General features: G+C 26.7%; 23 protein-coding genes. 18 read left to right on the top strand and 5 right to left on the bottom strand.

All coding sequences use genetic code 11. The features are described from left to right. Positions 1–214 precede the first annotated feature (214 nt). Entirely contained in the window at positions 215–1,036 is an 822-nt protein-coding gene (locus NG901_RS13020) for a rhomboid family intramembrane serine protease (RefSeq protein ID WP_252215361.1), read from the top strand. Between the two features lie 167 nt (positions 1,037–1,203). Here the strand turns inward: NG901_RS13020 and NG901_RS13025 are convergent, their stop codons facing one another. Beyond that, a complete protein-coding gene (locus NG901_RS13025) occupies positions 1,204–1,599 on the bottom strand; it encodes a thioesterase family protein (RefSeq protein WP_252215364.1) in 396 nt (131 codons plus the stop codon). Positions 1,600–1,864: 265 nt separating this feature from the next. Then, positions 1,865–2,131, bottom strand: a complete 267-nt coding sequence (locus tag NG901_RS13030; protein WP_252215366.1) for a hypothetical protein — start codon at positions 2,129–2,131, stop codon at positions 1,865–1,867. 364 nt (positions 2,132–2,495) lie between these two features. Here NG901_RS13030 and NG901_RS13035 point away from each other — a divergent pair, with 364 nt between their 5' ends. Together NG901_RS13035 and NG901_RS13040 are read left to right on the top strand one after the other, a co-directional pair. After that, entirely contained in the window at positions 2,496–2,870 is a 375-nt protein-coding gene (locus NG901_RS13035) for a hypothetical protein (RefSeq protein ID WP_252215369.1), read from the top strand. Positions 2,871–3,145: 275 nt separating this feature from the next. Then, the gene (locus tag NG901_RS13040; RefSeq protein ID WP_252215372.1) at positions 3,146–4,147 is read left to right on the top strand and encodes a C40 family peptidase; all 1,002 of its coding nucleotides are present in this window, start codon (positions 3,146–3,148) and stop codon (positions 4,145–4,147) included. A 109-nt stretch (positions 4,148–4,256) separates the two neighbouring features. Here NG901_RS13040 and NG901_RS13045 read toward each other — a convergent pair whose 3' ends face one another. Further along, positions 4,257–4,529, bottom strand: coding sequence for a hypothetical protein (locus NG901_RS13045; RefSeq protein WP_252215374.1), 273 nt, complete (start codon positions 4,527–4,529; stop codon positions 4,257–4,259). A 402-nt stretch (positions 4,530–4,931) separates the two neighbouring features. On the opposite strand from NG901_RS13045, the gene NG901_RS13050 reads away from it, so the two are divergent. The 8 genes from NG901_RS13050 to NG901_RS13085 all read left to right on the top strand — a co-directional run bounded on the left by NG901_RS13050 (position 4,932) and on the right by NG901_RS13085 (position 11,334). Further along, complete coding sequence (locus tag NG901_RS13050) at positions 4,932–5,414, top strand: flavodoxin family protein (protein WP_252215376.1); 483 nt, start codon at positions 4,932–4,934, stop codon at positions 5,412–5,414. Between the two features lie 101 nt (positions 5,415–5,515). Beyond that, entirely contained in the window at positions 5,516–5,824 is a 309-nt protein-coding gene (locus NG901_RS13055) for a hypothetical protein (protein ID WP_252215378.1), read from the top strand. A 67-nt stretch (positions 5,825–5,891) separates the two neighbouring features. Further along, positions 5,892–6,632 (top strand): M48 family metallopeptidase, encoded by a 741-nt coding sequence (locus NG901_RS13060; RefSeq protein ID WP_252215380.1) that lies wholly within the window; start codon positions 5,892–5,894, stop codon positions 6,630–6,632. 351 nt (positions 6,633–6,983) lie between these two features. Continuing rightward, complete coding sequence (locus tag NG901_RS13065) at positions 6,984–7,688, top strand: lantibiotic protection ABC transporter ATP-binding protein (protein ID WP_252215383.1); 705 nt, start codon at positions 6,984–6,986, stop codon at positions 7,686–7,688. A 3-nt stretch (positions 7,689–7,691) separates the two neighbouring features. After that, the gene (locus tag NG901_RS13070; RefSeq protein WP_252215386.1) at positions 7,692–8,438 is read left to right on the top strand and encodes a lantibiotic immunity ABC transporter MutE/EpiE family permease subunit; all 747 of its coding nucleotides are present in this window, start codon (positions 7,692–7,694) and stop codon (positions 8,436–8,438) included. 5 nt (positions 8,439–8,443) lie between these two features. Next, positions 8,444–9,202 (top strand): lantibiotic immunity ABC transporter MutG family permease subunit, encoded by a 759-nt coding sequence (locus NG901_RS13075; RefSeq protein ID WP_252215389.1) that lies wholly within the window; start codon positions 8,444–8,446, stop codon positions 9,200–9,202. Positions 9,203–9,322: 120 nt separating this feature from the next. After that, positions 9,323–9,985: a response regulator transcription factor gene (locus tag NG901_RS13080; RefSeq protein WP_252215392.1), complete on the top strand. Its 663-nt coding sequence runs from the start codon at positions 9,323–9,325 to the stop codon at positions 9,983–9,985. After that, entirely contained in the window at positions 9,973–11,334 is a 1,362-nt protein-coding gene (locus NG901_RS13085) for a sensor histidine kinase (RefSeq protein ID WP_252215395.1), read from the top strand. The genes NG901_RS13080 and NG901_RS13085 overlap by 13 nt, the downstream gene beginning before the upstream one ends. Before the next feature lie 188 nt (positions 11,335–11,522). On the opposite strand, the gene NG901_RS13090 is transcribed toward NG901_RS13085, so the two are convergent. Further along, positions 11,523–11,870, bottom strand: coding sequence for a TIGR04076 family protein (locus tag NG901_RS13090; RefSeq protein WP_252215398.1), 348 nt, complete (start codon positions 11,868–11,870; stop codon positions 11,523–11,525). Between the two features lie 316 nt (positions 11,871–12,186). Here NG901_RS13090 and NG901_RS13095 point away from each other — a divergent pair, with 316 nt between their 5' ends. After that, positions 12,187–12,834, top strand: coding sequence for an FMN-dependent NADH-azoreductase (locus NG901_RS13095; protein WP_252215401.1), 648 nt, complete (start codon positions 12,187–12,189; stop codon positions 12,832–12,834). A gap of 14 nt (positions 12,835–12,848) precedes the next feature. Here NG901_RS13095 and NG901_RS13100 read toward each other — a convergent pair whose 3' ends face one another. Continuing rightward, the gene (locus NG901_RS13100; protein WP_252215403.1) at positions 12,849–13,466 is read right to left on the bottom strand and encodes a hypothetical protein; all 618 of its coding nucleotides are present in this window, start codon (positions 13,464–13,466) and stop codon (positions 12,849–12,851) included. A 179-nt stretch (positions 13,467–13,645) separates the two neighbouring features. On the opposite strand from NG901_RS13100, the gene NG901_RS13105 reads away from it, so the two are divergent. The 6 genes from NG901_RS13105 (at position 13,646) to NG901_RS13130 (ending at position 21,522) form a co-directional block, all read left to right on the top strand. Further along, entirely contained in the window at positions 13,646–14,929 is a 1,284-nt protein-coding gene (locus tag NG901_RS13105; protein ID WP_252215405.1) for a DUF4179 domain-containing protein, read from the top strand. A gap of 20 nt (positions 14,930–14,949) precedes the next feature. Beyond that, positions 14,950–15,480, top strand: a complete 531-nt coding sequence (locus tag NG901_RS13110) for a 2'-5' RNA ligase family protein (protein ID WP_252215407.1) — start codon at positions 14,950–14,952, stop codon at positions 15,478–15,480. 340 nt (positions 15,481–15,820) lie between these two features. After that, a complete protein-coding gene (locus NG901_RS13115; RefSeq protein WP_252215409.1) occupies positions 15,821–16,375 on the top strand; it encodes a sigma-70 family RNA polymerase sigma factor in 555 nt (184 codons plus the stop codon). 4 nt (positions 16,376–16,379) lie between these two features. Continuing rightward, a complete protein-coding gene (locus NG901_RS13120; RefSeq protein WP_252215411.1) occupies positions 16,380–17,444 on the top strand; it encodes a DUF4179 domain-containing protein in 1,065 nt (354 codons plus the stop codon). Between the two features lie 463 nt (positions 17,445–17,907). Continuing rightward, positions 17,908–20,538 carry a bifunctional acetaldehyde-CoA/alcohol dehydrogenase gene (gene adhE / locus NG901_RS13125; RefSeq protein ID WP_252215413.1) on the top strand — a complete coding sequence of 877 codons (2,631 nt, stop codon included), beginning with the start codon at positions 17,908–17,910 and terminating at the stop codon, positions 20,536–20,538. A 297-nt stretch (positions 20,539–20,835) separates the two neighbouring features. Then, positions 20,836–21,522, top strand: a complete 687-nt coding sequence (locus NG901_RS13130) for a response regulator transcription factor (protein ID WP_252215422.1) — start codon at positions 20,836–20,838, stop codon at positions 21,520–21,522. Positions 21,523–21,572: the final 50 nt, after the last annotated feature.

Consider the following 21,572-nt stretch of genomic DNA (forward strand, 5'->3'; position numbering starts at 1 on the left):
AAGAATTCTCAAAGTCCAATTACAATGCCACTTTACCTATTGCATATATCAACACACATTTAAAACATAGCCATAATTTAAAGTATTGTATCTTAAGATACAATAGAAAAAGAAAAGCAGAGTTTGGGAAGGCTCTGCTTTTTGTTTTATTATGGAAAGCTTTATGGTAAAATTATAAGAAAGCAAATAGTATTTTTAGAAAGGAAGTTCACAAATGAAATGGCTTAATAAACTAGAAAGAAAGTTTGGTAAATATTATATACCTAATTTAATGTGGTTAGTTATTAGCTTAAGTGCTTTTGTGTATGCGGTAACATACATTATTTTAGGTAACTTTAGTTATGTAAATAAATTAGTTTTATCTCCACAAGCTATAATGAATGGTGAAATTTGGAGACTTATTACATTTGTATTAATACCGCCTTTAAGTGGAAGTATATTTATGGTAGCATTAGGTCTGTATTTTGATTATATTGTAGGCACCACATTAGAGAATGTATGGGGTGGATTTAAATTTAATGTTTATTTTTTTGTTGGAATGTTAAGTACTATAATAATATCATTTTTAACAGGAATTCCTGCAACAGGTGCAGCAGTTACATTATCAATTTTCTTAGCATTTGCAAAACTATTTCCTGAATATACTATATTATTATTTTTTATAATACCTGTAAAAATGAAATGGTTAGGGTATCTAGCATGGGCCAAAATAGTATTTGATATAGTTTCTTCATTAATTAATGGTGGAGGATTTATAGGTGTAATTGTATGTATAGTACCAATAATTAACTACTTGTTGTTCTTTGGAAAAAGTGATTATAAAGAAACAAGAGTTAGAAAAGGTTCTGTAATAAGAATGAGTGAATATAAAAAGTCAATAAAAGCAAATAAAAAACAATACAGACATAAATGTGCAGTATGTGGAATGACGGATAAAGATGATCCTAATATGTTGTTTAGATATTGTAGTAAATGTAAAGGTGATTATGCATATTGTGAAAAACATATATATGATCATGAGCATATTATAGAGTAAAAAAATTTGAGATGATTTTAGAGATCTTGTTAATATAATGCAATAACCTTTCTTATTACCATTTTTTGGACCTCAGGGGTAGAAAAGAGCCTAACAAATTGATTTTTGCAATCATTTTGTTAGGCTCTTTTTGGTTAAATAAGATTTTGGGAATATATAAAACAAAACTATGAATTTTTACGTTCAATTGCTTTGTTTATAAAGCTATCTTTTTTTATACATACACGCTCATGCTCACCAGTAGCAATTAAGCCTTTATTATCAAATGCCTTTAATGAAAAAGAATATTTACGACCGTCTACGGCTGTAAGTTCAGCTTCAGCAAAAACTTTAACACCTTCTGCAGTTGCTGCTAGATGATTTACTGTGATTTTTGTACCAACAGTAGTATAAATATCTTCTAAAAAAGTTTGAGCTAAATCAGCAGCAGCACCTTCCATTATAGCTGCAACCATTGGAGTAGCAAAAACTTCAACGCTTCCACTTCCAACATTAACTGCTAGTGTATCTTTTGTAACAATAAGTTCTCTTTTAGATATTTGTCCGATTTTTGGTTCGTTCATTATGTATTCATCCTTTCATTTAAAGTATAGTTAAATTATAGCATATTTAATACGATTACACCAGAGAATATGGAAGTTTTTGCACAATTGATTTTACATAAAAGATAGCTCAAAATGTGGAATATATTAAGTTAAAGTATAAATATTAAATAAATTCAGAGATTATTCAAAGATGAAAAAAGGAAGTCTCAGACTGTTTTAAGACAGTTTGAGACTTCAATAATAATTATTGTATAAAATTTATATTAATTGTAAAATATTCGTTTTAATAAAAAGTTCTTCTTGATGAAATTAATGTTATCTCAGTAGGATCTTCAACTGTATATTTATTATTATGATTATAAGAATAATACTTGTTACGATCATAAATAGCTTCTGAGTTATTATTAAATAAATTAGAAATACGATTCCATATTTTTGTTAAAATTTCTGATAAATCTAATGAATTTTCTAAACTTTTATTTTGAGAGATATTTTTAGTAGCATTAGCTACTAAGTGTAATTTAGATTTTTTTAGTGTTCCATAGTTCATAATAATCCCTCCGATTTTAAAAATATTTTATAATAATTTTTTTAGTTTAAAACCTTTTCTTAAGTATAATATAACTTATTTTTTTTATATTTACATCTTGATTAAATTAGCAGATTATTAAAAATTTTTAAAAAAAATGAGAATATATTTAAGAATACATTTAAAATTTAATTTATAATATTAAATTATTAATTTTGCATCGGATTTAATAAAAATAGTAAGATGTGAAAAATTTTCTATTCACATTATTAAAAACTTTTATTAATTTAAAAATTATGTCAAATATGTTTCATAATTTAGACTATTGAGTTATAATTTATTTATAAATAAAATACAAGAGATTAAATGTGGGGAGAATACAGCTATGAATATTATTGGATGTGTATTAATATTAAAAGATGATTTTAACAACATTTTAGTTTTAAAAAAGAAGGTTAAAAGAGGACAACAGGAAATATGGTCATTACTTAACACACCCTTAAAAGGAAAAAAAGATTGTGAAAGATCTTTAAGTAAAGCAGCAAATAAAATGTTAAAGACAGTACTTTTTCAACTTGAAGAATTTAAAGAATTCAGTATAAATGAAGAAGAAGCAGTAAAGGTATATACTGGAGTACTGAGAGAAAGATATGTTTTGGATAAAAGTTATGCTGATGCAGATTGGATAAGTAAAAATAATTTAGAAAAATATGAATTTGAAGAACTTGATAGAAGAATTTTAGAAGAATATTTTAAATAATGGCTCTGTTTTAGTAGCGTGTTGATATATGCATAAGCAAAGTGGGCGGAGTATTTGAACTTAGGAATGCTAAGATTTTGTAGAAAGTGGCTAATATAGCCACTTTTTTTTAAAATAATAAATTATTAATAAATTCGTAAAAAATAAGAACTTACTTTGATTTATAATAAAAGTAACCTTTTATACTAATAAAATTAAATTTACTCATATAGTTATTAAATGAAGGAGTGGAGATTAGGGTTTTATATTGTATAAAGTTATATAAGGAGAATATGATGAAAAAGAAGTTTACAACTATAATTATATCAGCAGTTATACTTTTAAATTCTGTAAGTAGTACTATACCAGTCCTTGCAGCTCCAAATAATTTAAGTATAAATGAAGTTATTCAAAACATACAAGAATATGATAGTAAAATTGAAACAAACATGGACAAGTTAAATAAATATAAAGAGCAAATTCTAGAAAAGGAAAATGAAATAAAAGCAAATGAAGAAGAACTAGAAATAGCTAAAAAGAATTTAGAAGAAAAGGATGAACTGTTATCTGAAAGGTTAAGAAATGTTCATATGAATGGTGGTTTTAAAGTGACACCATTAAAATATTTAGAAGCTTTATTTACTTCAGGAAATATAATGGATGCTGTAGGGAAAGTTGAAGTAATTTCTCAAATGTGTAAGAGTGATAAAAATCTTGTTAAAGAAGCTAAAAATGCTGAGCAAAATCTTAATGATATGCAAAAGAAAATAGAAAAAGAAAATGAAGAGTTACAAAAAAATAAAGAGGAAATAGAAAAATATATTGCAGATTTAGAAGACCAAAAGAAACAACTTATAGATTATGTACAAGAAAATAGTGATATATTAGTAGATAGTACAAGCAGTATAATACCAATAACATTACCATCTGACATGTCTGCTGAAGCAAAAGCTATAATTAATGAAGCTCAAAAGTATTTAGGAATTCCGTATTTATGGGGAGGAACAACTCCAGAAGGGTTCGATTGTTCAGGTCTTATGCAATATGTATTTAATACAAAAGGAATAGAGTTACCTAGAGTGTCGGAGGAACAACAAAGTTTTGCAAAACCTATTAGTTTATCAGAATTAAAACCAGGGGACTTGGTATTTAATAAATCATCAAATTCAACACATATTGGAATGTATATAGGGGATGATAAGTTTCTTCATGCACCTCATACAGGAGATTTTATAAAGATAAGTACATTAAGTACATCTAATATGAAATATGCTGGAAGAGTACTAAAGGTAGATTAAGATTACATCTTAATAGAATGCCTATATAAACACATATTTAAAATGAAAGCAAAAATAAAAATGGGTGTAGTAAGCAATACTTACTATACCCATTTTTATAAATTTAATATTAGATTACCTTTTCTGATATAGAATTTAAATTATCCTTAGTTTCCGTACTGAATTCTGTTAAATTTGCTGTTTGATCGTAAATGGTATCAAGTTTTTTATTTATATTTGAAACATCAGATTGCAATTTAATTGCATCAATTTTAGTAGAAGAAACATCGGATTTTAATATATTAATATCAGATTGCAAAACATTAATATCAAATTTTATTGAATTTTGATTTTGCTCAATGGAATCAAGCTTAGATAATATAGTATTAAATATTTGCTCCATCAATAATACTCCTTTGTATAAAATAAATTACATATAGAGTTTTCTCATTCCTTAGAATAAAATACTAATCTTTCAAATTAGTTTATTCTTATAGTAATTTGTTGATATATTTAAAATAACCATTAAATTATATATTGTATTTAATAATATACTTTTTCTTAATATACTTTAGATTATACAACATATATAAGAAAATATATCTAGGTAAAATTTAGAAAATTATATATAAGTGTTGCATTAAGTCAAAGTCTAAATTTATGATATAATAGTATAAAGAATATGATATTATGAAAATTTAATTATCAAGAAACTGAGTAATTAATACATATTTCTAATATTAAATATAGTAGAAATTAAATATTAGTATCTTACTAAAATAAATGTGAAAAGCAGGGAGTATATATGAAAAATTTAGTAGTATTTTATTCATTAGAAGGAAGTACAAAGCTAATAGCAAATGCTATGGCTAGGAGATTGAATGCTGATATTTTAGAATTGATACCAGAGAAGAATTATTGTAATTCAGGATTTAAGAAGTTCTTTTGGGGAGGCAAAAGTGTATTATTTAAAGAAAAGCCAAAGCTAAAGAACATAGACATTGATATAGAAAAATACGAAAATATATTTATTGGTACACCTATATGGGTAGGAACATATGCACCGCCATTTAATACTTTTTTAGATACTTATAATATAAAAAACAAAAACATAGGATTATTCGCTTGCCATGGAGGCGGTGGAGCATCAAAATTCTTTAAGATTATAAAGAAGGAAATTCCAAATAATAATTTTATAGGAGAAATTGATTTCCTTGAACCAATTAAAAATAATAAAGAAGAAAATATAGAAAAGGCAATAAAATGGATAGATGAAATACTTGTGTAACGCTATTTAAAATGAATTGTTAAAAAGATATTAATAATTTATACTGTTTAAAGATAGGTGTTTAACAATACGAAAAAATATCTTGCTGTGAGGATGTAATTATGAGGAGAATACAAACTATAGGGTTTAAGTTAAGTATAATGATATCCATAATTATTACATTTATTATACCAGCTACTATCACAAAAGGTGGAAGTATAATTGAATATTCATTTGGATTTCCATTTAGATATTTATGTATATATCAATTAAATGAGAGTAATTTAAATTTATTTGTTAATTTATTTAATGGTAATAAAGGAATGAATATTAATATATTTGAACTATTTATTAATGTAGTAATTATATATTTTTTATTATTGCTAATAAAAAAATTTTATATTAATATACGAGGAATAAAAAGTCAGTAATTTAAAATTATTACTGACTTTTTAGTTATATTGATTAATAAAAACCTAAACTGTTGGAGGAGTTTAAATGAATTTTGAATACAAAGGTGAAATTATTGAGTTTCAGATTATAAGAAGAAAAAGAAAATCTATTTGTATAAAAATAGAAATAAATGGAGAAGTACAAGTTGTAGCTCCTATGAGGACTTCAAAAGAATATATATTAAATTTTGTTAATTCAAAACATGACTGGATTATTGAAAAGAGGAGGGAATTAAAAACTGTTTTAAATAAGAAAGTGAAAAGAGAATTTATAAATGGTGGTACTTTTATGTATTTAGGAAAGGAATATCCTATTTGTTTGATTTTCAATGATAAAGTCAAGAAAATATCTATAGATTTTATCAATGAGAGCTCAACTACAAATATAGAAGGAATTTCAAAGTTTCTTATAAATACTAATACATATGAGAATGACAAACTAAAAAAAGCCTTAGAAAATTGGTATAGAAGTAAGACTTTAGATATAGTTAAAGAGAGAATAAGAGTACACAAATTGGAGTTTAAAGATAAGATAACTAAAGTAACAGTTAAAGAGCAAAAAAGAAGATATGCCAGTATAAATAGAAAGAATGAAACTTACTTCAATTGGCGAATAAGCATGGCTCCGCTTGAAGTAATTGATTATATTATTGTACATGAAATGTGTCATATGGATTTTAGAAATCATTCAAAACAATTCTGGAACAGGGTAGAAGAAGTCATGCCAAATTATAAGAAGTGTCATGAATATTTAAAAGAAAATGGAATTAATCTTACTATAGATTAGTAAAATTAGTGATGTTGTTTATATATGCATAAGTAAAGTGGACGGAGTAATTGAACTTAGGAATACTAGAAATGATTATAGTCCTATTTTAGCTTGCTCCCAATATAAAATTGCGACAAGCAGTAAATATGACAATACTCATTAAGTATTCTCAAAGTCCAATTATAATGCCACTTTACCTATCGCATATATAAACACATATTTAAACAAAGCTATAAAAAGCCTACAATTTAGAATTTAATATAGGAAAATAATAAGATTCATCAATTTTTAGTGATGAATCTTTTTTTGTTTCCTTATAGTTTCCTTATAATTAGGATTTATTCTTTTATTGTAGGGAGGAATAAAAAAATGAAAGATATTATATTAGAAACAAAAAACTTAAGTAAGACATTTAAAAAACAAGAGGCAGTTAAGGACATATCTATTAAAGTTGAAAGAAATTCTATTTATGGCTTATTAGGGCCTAATGGTGCAGGAAAATCAACTATATTAAAGATGATTACAGGGATGATTCAGCCTAGCTTTGGAGAAATATTATTTAATGATCATAAGTGGAGTAGAAAGGATTTGAAGTTAATAGGATCTTTGATAGAAAGTGCTCCATTATATGAAAATTTAAGTGCAAGAGAAAATTTAAAAGTTAGAACCATAGTACTGGGACTTTCAGATTCAAGAATTGATGAAGTCCTTGATATAGTAGAGCTTAAAAATACTGGAAAGAAAAAATCAGGACAGTTTTCAATGGGAATGAAACAAAGGCTTGGAATTGCCATTGCATTACTTAATAGTCCTAAACTACTTATTTTAGATGAACCAACTAATGGTCTAGATCCTTTTGGAATACAAGAACTTAGAGAACTCATAAAATCTTTTCCTAGCAAAGGAATTACAGTTATATTATCAAGTCATATATTAAGCGAAGTAGAACAAATTGCTGATCATATTGGAATTATATGTGGTGGTGTTTTAGGATATCAAGGAGAACTAAGAAAAGGTGAAGAATTAGAAAAATTATTTGTAGATATTGCTGGAAAGTATAGAAGGGAGGTATAAAAAATGCTTAAATATTTTTTAGCAGAGAATAAAAAAACAAAACACACTTTTATTAACAAACTTGTATGGTTAGCCCCTATATTCACCATTTTGTTATCAATGTTTTTTGCAGTAGATTATTTTCAAGTTGATAGTTATAACTGGTGGTATAATATGATGCTACCAGGATCACTGTCATTAGGATGTTGTTTATTAAGTAGAATTGATGGAAATATGAAAAATAAAGCAGTAATAGCACTTCCTATAGATTTGAAGAAAGTATGGTTTGCGAAGATTTTAATTGGAATAAAGAATTTATCTATTTCATGTACTATTATTTTAGTATGTAGTCAGTTAGGTGTATATTTAATCAATATAGATGGTATAAAGGAAATTGCTTTAGTAAACAGATTCTATGCTACAACATTACTTATTATTACTTTTATGTGGCAAGTTCCATTAAATATTTTTTTAGAAAATAAGATTGGATTATTTGGGACTATAATTTTAGGTTTAGGAGCTAATATTTTCTTTGGAATTATGGCTGTAGAAAGTTATTGGTGGATGATTCCTTTTTCTTATCCATTTAGAATTATGTGTCCAGTTTTAGGGGTTTTACCTAATGGCTTATTAGCAGTACCAGAAAGTGAAACATTTACTCCAGAACTACTTTCTTATTCATCTATTCCATTTAGCATAATAGTTTCAACTAGTTTATTTTTAATATTAACTTATTTAAGTGCTAAATGGTATGAAAGAAGAGAGGTATAATAATTATGGATACAATTTTACGTTTAATGAAAGCAGATTTTATTAAGTTAAAGCGTACCTCATTTTACTGGGTTCACATTTGTGTACCAGTTATAGGTGCATTTATATTCTTATGGTATTTTTCTTTTTCATCATGGAGTAGCCTAAGTAAGGTACAGGGATATTTAGAAGTTATATCCTTAATATTTCCTATGGTAATAGGTATTGTAACTTCAATGGTAGTAGAACAAGAATCTATGGCTGGAGGATTTAAAGAAATTTTAGGAACTGAATATGGAAAAGGAAGATGCCTTTTAAGTAAAGTTCTTATATTACTTTGCACAGGATTTTTATCTACTATATTAGCAATAGGGATCTTTTTTATTGGATTTCAATATATTTTAAAGCAAAATGTATTACCTTTAAATTTTTATGCTTATGAAACTTTACTTATATTTGGAAGTCAGATTTTTCTTTATCTATTTCATTTATGGATAAGTTTTATATTAGGCAACGGCGGATCTATTGGAATGGGTATATTTGAAAGTTTAATTTCTGCATTGATGATTACAGGACTTGGAGATGGAATATGGCAGTGGCTACCATGTGCATGGGGAATAAGACTTGTAGATTATTTTACTGTTAATTGGGTAAATAGTGGAATAAACTCTAATGAGTTTGCAAGCATTTACGTTGGAACTCAAAATAGCATTGTATTAACTATTTTATTAGGAGTACTTTTTGGAATCTGGTTTAAATTTTATGAAGGTACAAAGTATGTTTAAAATAATGTTGAAATTTCAATAACATCTTTATGTATGGTTATAATATTTTGAATTATATCTTATTTTAGTATAATTAATATATATTAATGAGAAAATTGTTAATCTTTAGGGGGAATAAATGTGGCTGCTATTTTAGCTATAGATGATGAATTAGGAATATTAAATATTATAAAAGTTGCATTAGAAAAAGAAGGCCATATAGTAACTACTGTTTCCAATGCTAATGAAATATCATATAACCAATACACTAAATACGATTTAATACTTTTGGATGTAATGATGCCAGAAATTGATGGATTTACTTTGTGCAATAAAATAAGGAATTTAGTAGATTGCCCTATTTTATTTTTAACTGCAAAGACTATGGAAGAAGATATAGTTAAGGGACTTAGTTTTGGCGGTGATGATTATATAACAAAACCTTTTAGCATAAGTGAACTAAGAGCTAGAGTAAATGCACATTTAAGAAGAGAATATAGAGAAAAACAAAATGCTTTTTATATTTCCGAACTTAAATTTTATATGAATGCAAAAGAAGTATATCATGATGAAGAGTTAATTTCATTTACCAAAAGTGAATATAATATATGTGAATATTTAGCATTAAATCATGGGCAAGTATTTTCAAAGGAGCAAATTTATGAAAGCGTCTTTGGATTTGATGGTCATAGTGATACAACTGCCATTGTAGAACATATTAAAAATATAAGAAATAAATTAAAAGTAAGAGGTATAAATACCATAGAAACTGTTTGGGGGATTGGCTATAAGTGGAAAGAATAAAGAAACAAAAAAGTATAGCTAAAATATTTGCTATGTATATAGCTACATTTTGTGTAATTACAGTTCTTCAAATTATAATAATCGCATTAGTATTTATTATAGGACTTAGAAGTGGAATGATTTTACCTGCCAATTATTATGAACAAACAGTAGAAAAAAACAGAAACCAGATTATGGTTACAGAAGAAGTATCAGAATTTATACCAGAAGAATGTAACTATGTAGTATATGATTTAAATGGAAAAATTATTAGTAGCAATGTATCAGAAAAAAATGCATTAAAAATATGGAAAATGATTAAAGATGATAGAACTAGTTATGGTAATAATTATTATAAGATAATACCAAGAGGCAATGAAATTTGTGCTGTAAGATATAAATTAACAGCTCAGTTCTCTAATCCAATTTTACGTAAATATCTTCCAAGTGCTGAAGGGTGTCCAGTAATTTTATTTATTATAACATTTATATTAGGAGTAATAATATTATCTAAATGCTTTAGTAAAAGAGTAGCTAAAGAAATGAAGATTTTAAAAAATATTACTGAAAGCATAAAGGTAGAGAATCTAAATTTTGAGACAGAAGAATCAAGTATAACTGAAGTTAACGAAGTACTATCGGCTTTAGACAAAATGAGATTAGAATTAAATGTATCACTTAATAAACAGTGGAATTTAGAAAAATCACGAAAAGATCAGATAGCAGCTTTAGCACATGACATAAAAACACCATTAACTATAATTAAAGGTAATTCAGAACTACTAAGGGAATTAAATTTAAATTCGGATGCTATGGTATTTAATGAAAATATATTAAATGAAATTAAAAATATGGAGTATTATATAAAATCTTTAATAGAAATTATGAAATCAGAAAAAGAAATTATGCTTAAAAAGGAAAATGTGAATTTAAAGATATTTATAAATGAAATAATAGAGCAAGGAATCTTATTAATAAAAGATAAGCAAATTAAATTTATAAATGAAGTTAAAACAAATATAGAAATAATTATCGTTGATAGGGTATCTTTAAAACGTGCGATTATAAATATTATTACCAATGCAATTGATTATTGTCCTGTAAAAGGTGAAATTTTATTTAGTGTTGATTCTAATAATAAGTATATAAGTTTTACAATTGAAGATAATGGAAGAGGTTTTACTAAGGAAGAATTAGATTCAGCAACAGAACAGTTTTATCAAGGTGATAAAAGTAGAAATTCTAAAAATCATTATGGTATGGGTTTATATATAACTAGAAATATTATAAAAAAACATGGTGGAAATCTTATATTAGAAAATTCAAAGGAAATGGGTGGAGCAAAGGTCGTTATTAAGTTACCATTATAGAAGATAACAATAGAGTTACAGCTCTGTTTAAAATCAGTGTTGACAATAGAATGTATAAAAGTGGACAAATTAATTTGTCCACTTTACTTCTTAATCCTAATAATTTTAAATTGTTCATAAATTCTAATTGATAAATTGGAATTTATATATTTCGGTTATCTTCAAACTTAGCACAATAAAAATCAAAACTAATCAAAAAACTTTCCCTTATAAAAATTCTCATTGTCAAGTTTCTTTGCTGTCAGCCTGAACATGACGCAGCCATCTGGGCATACAATGTCCTTGCTATATTTACTATTGCCACCAATATTCTCTAAATCTCCACCACTTCTGACTGACTCCATGATTGGGAACATAATCATCATAACCTTGGAACAGATACCCTGTCCATCCGAATTTATGGGACATCCATAGGTGCAGGTATACTTATCCCCAACTTCCTCGCCGTTTCGGCAATACCGCTCTGTATGGTCACTGCGAAGAAACCCAGTTACTTCAATTTCAAATTTGTACTCCTCATCATACCATTTTTTCATGATTAACCTCCAAATTCTAATTTATCAAACAGTTTAATAAACAACTCACTCGCATAATAATACGAGTGTTCAATACTTTATATTCTTATTATACATAATTTATGGATTATAATTCCAGTAATTATGTAAATAAAATTAAATTTATACAAATATAGATTATTTTCTCTTAAAATCCTTTACCATAGTATAACTATGAGGTATATTACTGTGAACTATCAAGTTTTTAGTTTTTACAGTTTCTTTATTTGTGCTAAATGTATTAAGTACACTAAATTGCAAATAATAAAATAAATAGGTGAGTGCAAGGAGTGTTCTTATGAAAAAATTACTTTATATAACTGTAAACTCAAAGCCTGAAAATTTGTCTGCAAGTAAAACTGTAGGAAGAGCTTTTGTAAATAGATTTTTAGAGAGACATGATGACTTTGAAATGGAGGAATTAGATTTATATAAGTGTCATATACCAAGACTTGAGTATGAATATTTTGAAAAGAGAAGCTGTCTAGTAGATAAAGAAGCATTTAATAAACTGGACAAAAAACAACAAGAAGAAGTTCATAAAATAGTTAAACTAACAGATCAATTTAAAGAAGCAGATGTATATGTAATTGCTGCACCAATGTGGAGTATGTCTTTTCCAGCTCCATTAAAAGAATACATTGATTGTATAGTTATGGATGGAAAAACAGTTGATATAAAAGATGGAGAAAAACCAGAGGGGTTATTAAATGATAAACCAAGAGGTGCTGTATATATACAATCATCTGGAGCAAAAATGAATGTATTACTAAAGATGGTGATGGATAAAGGTGTTCATTATATAGAAAGTATAATGAAATTTATGGGGATTGAAAAATTTAAAGAATTATTAGTAGATGGAACAGGAACAACAGAAGAAGAAAAAACCAAGGCCATAGAAAAAGCTATTGAAAAGATAGATTCTGTAATAGATAGTATATGGTAAATCTTTCGATGATGCTATAGATATTTTTGTGCAGTTTGTAAATTAATTATTTCAATTATAAATTCACAAAAAGAATTGAAATAAGATATCATAGCTTCATCAATTATTTCATCTTCACTATTGGGACTTCTTTTTAGACATTCCCTTATTCTAACTAAAAAAACCTTACTTTCAGAAAAATTTTCTTCTAGTTTTTCTTTTTTGTATTTATAATAAACCATTTCATACTCCTTTAAATCTTTTAAATTTTCTTCGCGTATTATTTCTAAGTACTCTCTATCTCTTTTAAAAGTAGAGTATCCAAGAACGTAATCTAAATATTTTTCTTCTAAAATAATTATCTTATCATTACTATTTATAAGTAGTTCACCAAATGGATAAACAAAACCAGTTATAAATGTAATATGTATATTATCATGTTGAAAATAATTTTTTAGAATTGGAGTTAAGTAATCTTCAATTTCAATTTCATCTTCCCATTCAAGTTCATTAATAGATAAGATCATAACATCTATATCACTTCTGTTTTTATCAAAACAAGTTTCATTATAACTTCCAAAAGTTGCAATACATATAATGTCTTTTAATTTATTAAAATTTAACTGACAATTTCTTAACTTAATCTTATTCATACATTTCACTCCAATTGGCATTAATATATACATTATATCATAAAATAATTGTTCTAAATATAAATTACAAGGTATTAGAAAGGTGAGAGATATGTGTATAGACATATGCATAAAAAGATTTGATATGGTAGAATATAATTATAAAGTAAAAATAAGTAAATGATTAAGGGGGAATTTTAATGTTAAATAAAAAATTAAGCAGAATATTAGGACCAATACTTGGTGTTATGGTGTTTATGACAAGCTTAGGGCTAGGACAAGTTAAAGCTTTAGCAGATGATAATATAAATAAGGCTTCAGTAATTTGTGAAAATACAATTTCCGAAAAAGAGAAAGATTATTCTATCAATATTAATAAAACTGTTGAACAAAATGGTTTTAAAGTAACATTAGATAATGTTATTGGAACAAAACATGATTTAAAAGTACAAGTGAAAATTCAAAGTGATAAGCCTTTTGATACAGAAAATTATAATAATATAATATCAGAAGTTACATTTGGAAAAAGTGATTGCTGGGGTGGAGGCGGATCAGAGGATTATATAAACGATAAAACTTTATTATTAACTATAGAAAAAGAAATTGATGACGATGAAGAATTTCCAGAAAAGGGAGAGTTAAGAGTGGATATAGTAATTCCAAGTTATAAAATTAATGTAGGAATAGATGCTTATGTAGATTTTTCAGAATCATTTAAAAATACATTAGAAATGAAATCATCGTCTAAAATACCAGAATTTGATTTTACATTAAATAAATTGGAGTCTAATGTTATGGGAACAAGATTTGAGTATACTACACCATGGCAAGACTTTGATGAAAGACGAAAAGATCCTGTAGAATCTCAATATTCTTTAATTATATTAAAAGCTGGAGATAGGATGTATAAAACAGAGAAATCAGGCAGTCATTCTTCAAACCATGAAAATATTATAGAAACATATGAAAGTAAATCAGCAACTTATGATAAAGTTAAAGGTAACCAAAATTTAAGCTTAATACCAATAGTTTGTTATATGTCTCGAGATGAAATAAACAAAATATATAATGAAGATGAAATAAATAATAATGAAAAATTAAATTCTAATAAAGAAACTCTTAGTAATGTTAGATATTTAAAATCATTTGAATTTTCTGATGGAACTAAGGGAGAGATATATAATATAGAAAGAAAAGACAATAAAATAAAAGTTTATTGTAAAGGAAATACAGATAAAGCAGGTCTTTTAATGGCAAGTAATATGTTTATGAATTATGAATTCGACATTAAAAATGTCAATTATTCAAATAGTTATGAGAGTAGAAAGAATATGAGTTTTTATAAAGACCTAAATGATGAGTTTGGATATGTTGTAGAATTTAACAATGTACCAAAAGATAAAACTATGGATGTGAATTTTGATTTTAATATAAGTAAAATAGATAAATACGAAATAGGAAATGAGGTAATAATAAGTAAATAACAAAGAAAAGGAGAAGTTTTATGAGGTATGTAGTAGTATGCGTAGTAAAAGGAGAAGCAGGAGATTTTAATAATAATTTAAGGCGAGAGCTTTTTAAGAATTTAAAGGCAAAATCGTCTAAATTACCAGCTCATTTTACTATTAAAGCTCCTTTTGAATATGATGGGGATATTACAGAATTAATTAATATTCTTGAAGAAGTAACTCAAACAGAAAAGACGGCACCTTTTAAAATAAGTGGTTATGATCATTTTGGTGATAGAGTAGTGTATATGAATGTAGAGATGTCTGATGAAGGTAAAATAATTCATGATAAAATAATAGAAAAAATGAGCTTAGTTCCATATATTGAATTTGACAAAAGTGATGGAAAAGATAAAATATTTCATATAACTTTAGCATCAAAAAGAATAAGATCTATTTATACAAAGATATGGGAATATATAAATCAGTATTCCTGTGAATTTGAATGTTTGTTTGATAATGTTACAATATATAATTGGACTGAAGGAACTTGGAAAGTATATAAAGAATTTAAGTTTAAAAAATAGGCTCTGTTTTTAAATATGTGTTGGTATATGCAATTATTTTATCATGGTTTACTTATGGATACATCAACACTTTATTAAAATAGAGAATAAAACTAATAATAAAGGCTAAACAGGACTATATTGTATATTTAAGATATACATATAGTCCTATTTTTATATGCATTTTGTTATTTAAAACTATAAATTAAATAGAAATTTATATAAGAGATGATAGATATAGTACATTTTAAACGAAGTATTAAGTGTAAGGGATAAGGCATGTTTAAAGTTAGTTGAATAAATATTATTTTTAATATGCCTAAATTAATATTGCAAGCTTGCTTTAGGGAGAAGGTTAAAAATGAAAATTGAAGAAGGAAACTTTATTTTTGAATTAAGAAAGAAAAATGAAAAAGCTTTAGATTATGTCATTGATAATTATGGGTGGATTATTAAATCTATAGTTAAAAAGCATTTATATAATCTACAAAGTATTCAAGATGAATGTATTAACGATATACTTTTGGGTATTTGGAATAATATTGAAAGTTTTGATGAAAACAAAGGTGATTTTAAAAATTGGGTTGCTGGAATAGCCAAGTTTAAGTGTATTGATTATAAGAGAAAATATTTAAAAGGATTAGAATATGAAAATATAGATGATTTAAATATAAGTACTCCAGATAATGTTCATGAAGAGATTGTAAAGAGTGAATTAGAATCTGATATTGAAGAGATGTTAAGTTGTTTAAAAGAAAAAGATAGAGATCTATTTTATAAGTTATATGTTGATGAGAAAGATATAAGTGATATAACAAAAGAAATGGGAATTAAGAGAGAAGTCGTATATAACAGATTATCGAGAGGAAAGAAAAAGATTCAAAAAATATTTAAGATATTAGAAAGTAGAGGGTAGAAATATGAATAAAGATATATATGATATGTTGAATGAAGTTAATATAAATATTGATGATTATGAGAAAGAAGACTTTAATGACTTAGAGAAGAAAAAAATAAAATCTAATTTTAGAAAGTCAATCTCAAAAAAGAAACCTAGAAAAAGAGGGATGATAACAGCTACTATTATTGTAGCATTAACAATAGGGATGTTGGGAAGTAATATAGGAGTCTCTGCACTATCAAAGGTCAGTTATATAATTAGTAATGATATAGCTAGTTTTTTAGGAATAGAAAGAAACTTAGATGAATATAAAACTGTTATAAATAAATCAATAACAGATAAAGGAATAACAGTTCAATTAAATGAAGTAATATTAGATGGAGATGAAATGACAGTTTCTTATAATGTAATTTATGATAAAAAGTTAGATGTAATTTATGATAAAAAGTTAGAAAAAGATGAATCTTGGCACGGATTTAATAGTATTTCTGTAAATGGAAAAGAATTGAATACTGGATCTAGTGGGAGATCTAGAAACATTGATGACTATACTACACAATCAGTAATTACTTATAGTTTAAAAAATTGCGATTTAAATGGAGAGTTAAATATAAAATTTGTAAGTTCAAATGTAATGATAAATGATAAAGAACAAAAAGGAAAGTGGAATTTTGAATTTAAGACTAATGGTGATCAATTAAGAATAGATACTAAGGAAATGTCACTTAACAATAAATTCACACTAGAAAATGGTAATGAATATATATTAGAAAAATATACAGACAATTCACTTGGTCAAAAGATTTATGCTTCAATAAATACACCTAAAATAAAATCAGATTATGCTGTTGAGTTAAAAGGAACTGATGATTTAGGGAATAAAGTAGAATTTTATTTATCTTATGGCAATAATAATTCGGGACTATTTAAAATACAAAATATTGATGGAAATCTTAATGAAAATGCAAAATTATTAAAATTAACTCCATATGCAGCTAAATATCCAGAAAATAGTGGAAAGATGGATGGTGAATACAAACAAGTAGGAGAAGAATTTACAATAGATTTATCTAAATTAAAATAAAACTTAAATGTTTTTATAAGGGTATATTTTAAGATAATGTTGATATATTCATAAGTAAAGCTGGACTGAGTAATTGAACTTAGGAATACTAAAATGATTATAGTCACATTTTAGCTTGCTCCCAATATAAAATTGAGATAAGCAGTAAATATGAATATAAAAAGGAAACTCGACTTAGCTGAGTAAGTTCAAAAAGCTAAATATAAAATTTAGATTCTCACTTAAGAATTCTCAAAGTCCAATTACAATGCCACTTTACCTATTGTATATATCAAAATACATTAAAAACAGAGCTAATAATTATATAAAAACTTTATTTTACTTGGATAATTAAAAGCAAATAATAGAACAATATATAGTGTAAATTAATTAGGATTATTTAAAAATTAATAAGAAAATATAATAATATTTTATTATTTTTTTTAAAATTAAAAAAACATATTTGCTTTAGGAGGAATAAGTAATGAAGGTAACAAACCCTGAAGAATTAACTCAAAAAATTAAAGAATTAAGAGAAGCACAGAAGAAATATGCTCAGTTTACACAAGAACAAGTAGATGAAATTTTTAGGCAAGCAGCTATGGCAGCTAATGATAATAGAATTAAGTTAGCTAAGATGGCTGTAGAAGAAACCGGCATGGGTATTGTAGAAGATAAAGTTGTAAAGAATCACTTCGCAGCTGAATACATATATAATCAATACAAAGATATGAAAACTTGTGGAGTGCTGGAAGAAGATCTTACATATGGAGTTACAAAGGTTGCAGAACCAATAGGAGTTATAGCAGCTATTGTTCCAACAACAAACCCTACCTCAACAGCTATTTTTAAAACTTTAATAGCTTTAAAAACTAGAAATGCAATAATAATATCACCACATCCAAGAGCTAAAAATGCTACAATTGCAGCTGCAAAAATAGTTTTAGATGCAGCAGTTAAAGCAGGAGCGCCAAGTGGAATAATTGGTTGGATAGATGAACCTTCAGTTGAATTATCTCAAAATGTTATGAGAGAATGTGACATAATCCTTGCAACAGGTGGACCTGCAATGGTTAAAGCAGCATATTCATCAGGAAGACCAGCATTAGGCGTTGGAGCAGGAAATACTCCAGCAATTATAGATGAAACAGCTCATATCAAGATGGCTGTTAACTCAATTCTTTTATCTAAGACTTTTGATAATGGAGTAATTTGTGCATCAGAACAATCACTTGTTGTATTAGATGAAGTTTATGATGAAGTTAAAAAGGAATTAGCTGCAAGAGGAGCTTATATTCTAAAAGGTGATGAAGTAGATAAAGTAAGAAAAATTATTTTAAATGAAAAGGGAGGCTTAAATGCTGATATGGTAGGCCAACCAGCATATAAAATAGCTGCTATGGGTGGTGTTAATATTCCAGAAAGTGCAAAGGTATTAGTTGCAGAAGTTGAATCTGTAGAACTAGAAGAACCTTTCTCTCATGAAAAATTATCACCAGTACTTGCTATGTACAGAGCTAAATCTTATGAAGAGGCATTAGAAAAAGCTGATAGACTAATAATATTAGGTGGTATGGGTCACACTTCTATACTTTATACGGATGAAATAAAATGTAAAGACAGAATAGCTGCATTTGGCGCTAGAATGAAAACTGCTAGAACACTTATAAATATGCCAGCATCTCAAGGTGCTATTGGAGATTTATTTAACTTTAAGTTAGCTCCATCTTTAACTCTAGGCTGTGGTTCATGGGGTGGAAACTCAGTTTCAGAAAATGTTGGACCTAAGCATTTGATTAATGTTAAAACTGTAGCTAAAAGGAGAGAAAATATGCTTTGGTTTAGAGTTCCTGAAAAAACTTATTTTAAATATGGATGTTTACCAATAGCGTTACAAGAATTACATGATATGGGTAAGAAAAAGGCATTCATTGTAACTGATAAAGTATTATTTAATTTAGGATATACTGATAAAGTTACAGAAGTATTAGAAAGAAATAAGATTCAATATAAGATATTCTCTGAGGTTGAACCAGATCCGACTTTAAGATGTGCTAAAGCCGGAGCAAAAGAAATGTTAAGTTTTGATCCAGATGTTATAATTTCTCTTGGTGGAGGCTCAGCTATGGATGCTGCTAAAATCATGTGGGTTATGTACGAACATCCAGAAATTAGATTCGAAGACTTAGCCATGAGATTTATGGATATAAGAAAGAGAGTATTTAAATTCCCTGTTTTAGGCGAAAAAGCTATGATGGTTGCAGTTGCTACATCAGCAGGTACAGGATCAGAAGTAACACCATTTGCTGTTATAACTGACGAAGAAAGTGGAGTAAAATATCCATTAGCTGATTATGAATTAACTCCAGATATGGCTATAGTTGATGCAGAACTTATGATGACTTCTCCTAAGGGATTAACTGCTTGTGCAGGTATAGATGTATTAGTTCACTCTATAGAAGCTTATGTTTCAATAATGGCATCTGAATTTACTAATGGATTAGCTTTAGAAGCTATAAGATTAGTATTTAAATATTTACCACAAGCATATAATGAAGGTTTAACTAATATTAAAGCTAGAGAAAAAATGGCGCATGCTTCATGTATGGCAGGTATGGCATTCTCAAATGCATTCTTAGGAATTTGTCACTCAATGGCTCATAAATTAGGAGCTTTCCATCACTTACCACATGGTATGGCAAATTCATTATTATTAAATGAAGTAATAAGATTTAATGCAAGTGATGCTCCAACTAAACAAGCAGCATTTGCTCAATACAAATATCCAAATGCTGAATATAGATTTGCAAGAATTGCAGATTATTTACATTTAGGAGGAGATTCTGATGGCGAAAAAGTTGAATTATTAATTAAGGCAGTAGAAGAATTACAAAGAAAAGTTAATATGCCAATGACAATAAAAGAAGCTGGCGTAAGTGAAGATAAATTCTATAATTCACTAGATGAAATGGTTGAGCAAGCATTTGATGATCAATGTACTGGAGCTAATCCAAGATATCCATTAATGAGTGAAATAAAAGAAATGTATATAAACGCTTATGGAATTAAACCCAAAAAACAAGAAATAGATAAAAAAAAGAATAAAAAGAAATAATAGATTAAAATAAAAAGTTAAAAATTACGAATCTAGACTATATAATACCTCGGTAGAAATATCGGGGTGTTTTTTTATTGACAATTTAAGATGAAATCACAACGTGATTTCTAAATATATATTTTTCAAGAAAGCCAATGGCTTTCAACCTTAATTGTACATTGTCAATTATAAATTGTTCATTGAAACGTGGTATAGTCACTTTGTTTACGTTTTTTGAAATATTAATAAAGGATAAAAAAATATTCTTGATTATGTTATTATAGTAATAAAAACTAAAGATAAGAAGGTGTAATTATGGATATCAAAATTCTTATAGCAGAGGATGATAGAGTCTTTAGAGAACTTATATGTGATATTGTAAGAAAAGAAGGATACATACCAGTGGAAGCCTGTGATGGCAAACAAGCAATAGATATCTTTTTTAGTTCAAAGGATATTGATCTTATTATATTAGATGTAATGATGCCTATATATGATGGCTTAGAAGTCCTTAAAGAAATTAGGGAATATTCAGATGTGCCTATAATAATGCTTACAGCCTTGGGAGATGAAAAACATGAGGTTATTGGACTTAAAAAAGGTGCAGATGATTATATTGCAAAGCCTTTTAGTTATGAAATATTTATTGCTCGAATTAACACAATTGTAAGAAAATTAAAGAAAAAAAACTTTTATCAAGTAATTCAAGGAAAGATAAAAGTAAATCAAGAAACACATAAAGTAATAGTAGATAATGTGGAAGTTAAGTTAAACCATAAAGAATATAATATTCTAATTTGTTTTATAAAAAATAGTGAAAGAGTATTATCACGTGATCAAATATTAAATAAAGTATGGGGATATGACTTTTGTGGAGATGCAAGAACTGTAGATACACATATAAAAACTTTAAGGGCTAAACTTTTAGACTGTGGAAAATATATAAAGACAGTACGAGGTAGTGGATATATGTTTGAAGGAAAAGACAATGAAAACAATTAGGACAAAGTTACTTTTCATATTTACAGTAGTTATGATTTTTTTAGTTCTAT

It is taken from the genome of Clostridium sp. CMCC3677 (assembly GCF_023845585.1).
In the GTDB taxonomy this organism is placed as follows: Bacteria; Bacillota; Clostridia; order Clostridiales; family Clostridiaceae; genus Clostridium; species Clostridium aquiflavi.

What these genes read in the sequence shown, in the direction of transcription:
- NG901_RS13055 (WP_252215378.1), top strand. Translation starts at nt 5,516, where the DNA reads ATGAGGAGAATACAAACTATAGGGTTTAAGTTAAGTATAATGATATCC.
- NG901_RS13115 (WP_252215409.1), top strand. Translation starts at nt 15,821, where the DNA reads ATGAAAATTGAAGAAGGAAACTTTATTTTTGAATTAAGAAAGAAAAAT.
- NG901_RS13090 (WP_252215398.1), bottom strand. Translation starts at nt 11,870, where the DNA reads ATGAAAAAATGGTATGATGAGGAGTACAAATTTGAAATTGAAGTAACT.
- NG901_RS13035 (WP_252215369.1), top strand. Translation starts at nt 2,496, where the DNA reads ATGAATATTATTGGATGTGTATTAATATTAAAAGATGATTTTAACAAC.
- NG901_RS13120 (WP_252215411.1), top strand. Translation starts at nt 16,380, where the DNA reads ATGAATAAAGATATATATGATATGTTGAATGAAGTTAATATAAATATT.
- NG901_RS13110 (WP_252215407.1), top strand. Translation starts at nt 14,950, where the DNA reads ATGAGGTATGTAGTAGTATGCGTAGTAAAAGGAGAAGCAGGAGATTTT.
- NG901_RS13070 (WP_252215386.1), top strand. Translation starts at nt 7,692, where the DNA reads ATGCTTAAATATTTTTTAGCAGAGAATAAAAAAACAAAACACACTTTT.
- NG901_RS13020 (WP_252215361.1), top strand. Translation starts at nt 215, where the DNA reads ATGAAATGGCTTAATAAACTAGAAAGAAAGTTTGGTAAATATTATATA.
- NG901_RS13025 (WP_252215364.1), bottom strand. Translation starts at nt 1,599, where the DNA reads ATGAACGAACCAAAAATCGGACAAATATCTAAAAGAGAACTTATTGTT.
- NG901_RS13075 (WP_252215389.1), top strand. Translation starts at nt 8,444, where the DNA reads ATGGATACAATTTTACGTTTAATGAAAGCAGATTTTATTAAGTTAAAG.
- NG901_RS13095 (WP_252215401.1), top strand. Translation starts at nt 12,187, where the DNA reads ATGAAAAAATTACTTTATATAACTGTAAACTCAAAGCCTGAAAATTTG.
- NG901_RS13050 (WP_252215376.1), top strand. Translation starts at nt 4,932, where the DNA reads ATGAAAAATTTAGTAGTATTTTATTCATTAGAAGGAAGTACAAAGCTA.
- NG901_RS13105 (WP_252215405.1), top strand. Translation starts at nt 13,646, where the DNA reads ATGTTAAATAAAAAATTAAGCAGAATATTAGGACCAATACTTGGTGTT.
- NG901_RS13130 (WP_252215422.1), top strand. Translation starts at nt 20,836, where the DNA reads ATGGATATCAAAATTCTTATAGCAGAGGATGATAGAGTCTTTAGAGAA.
- adhE (WP_252215413.1), top strand. Translation starts at nt 17,908, where the DNA reads ATGAAGGTAACAAACCCTGAAGAATTAACTCAAAAAATTAAAGAATTA.
- NG901_RS13045 (WP_252215374.1), bottom strand. Translation starts at nt 4,529, where the DNA reads ATGGAGCAAATATTTAATACTATATTATCTAAGCTTGATTCCATTGAG.
- NG901_RS13030 (WP_252215366.1), bottom strand. Translation starts at nt 2,131, where the DNA reads ATGAACTATGGAACACTAAAAAAATCTAAATTACACTTAGTAGCTAAT.
- NG901_RS13040 (WP_252215372.1), top strand. Translation starts at nt 3,146, where the DNA reads ATGAAAAAGAAGTTTACAACTATAATTATATCAGCAGTTATACTTTTA.
- NG901_RS13100 (WP_252215403.1), bottom strand. Translation starts at nt 13,466, where the DNA reads ATGAATAAGATTAAGTTAAGAAATTGTCAGTTAAATTTTAATAAATTA.
- NG901_RS13060 (WP_252215380.1), top strand. Translation starts at nt 5,892, where the DNA reads ATGAATTTTGAATACAAAGGTGAAATTATTGAGTTTCAGATTATAAGA.
- NG901_RS13065 (WP_252215383.1), top strand. Translation starts at nt 6,984, where the DNA reads ATGAAAGATATTATATTAGAAACAAAAAACTTAAGTAAGACATTTAAA.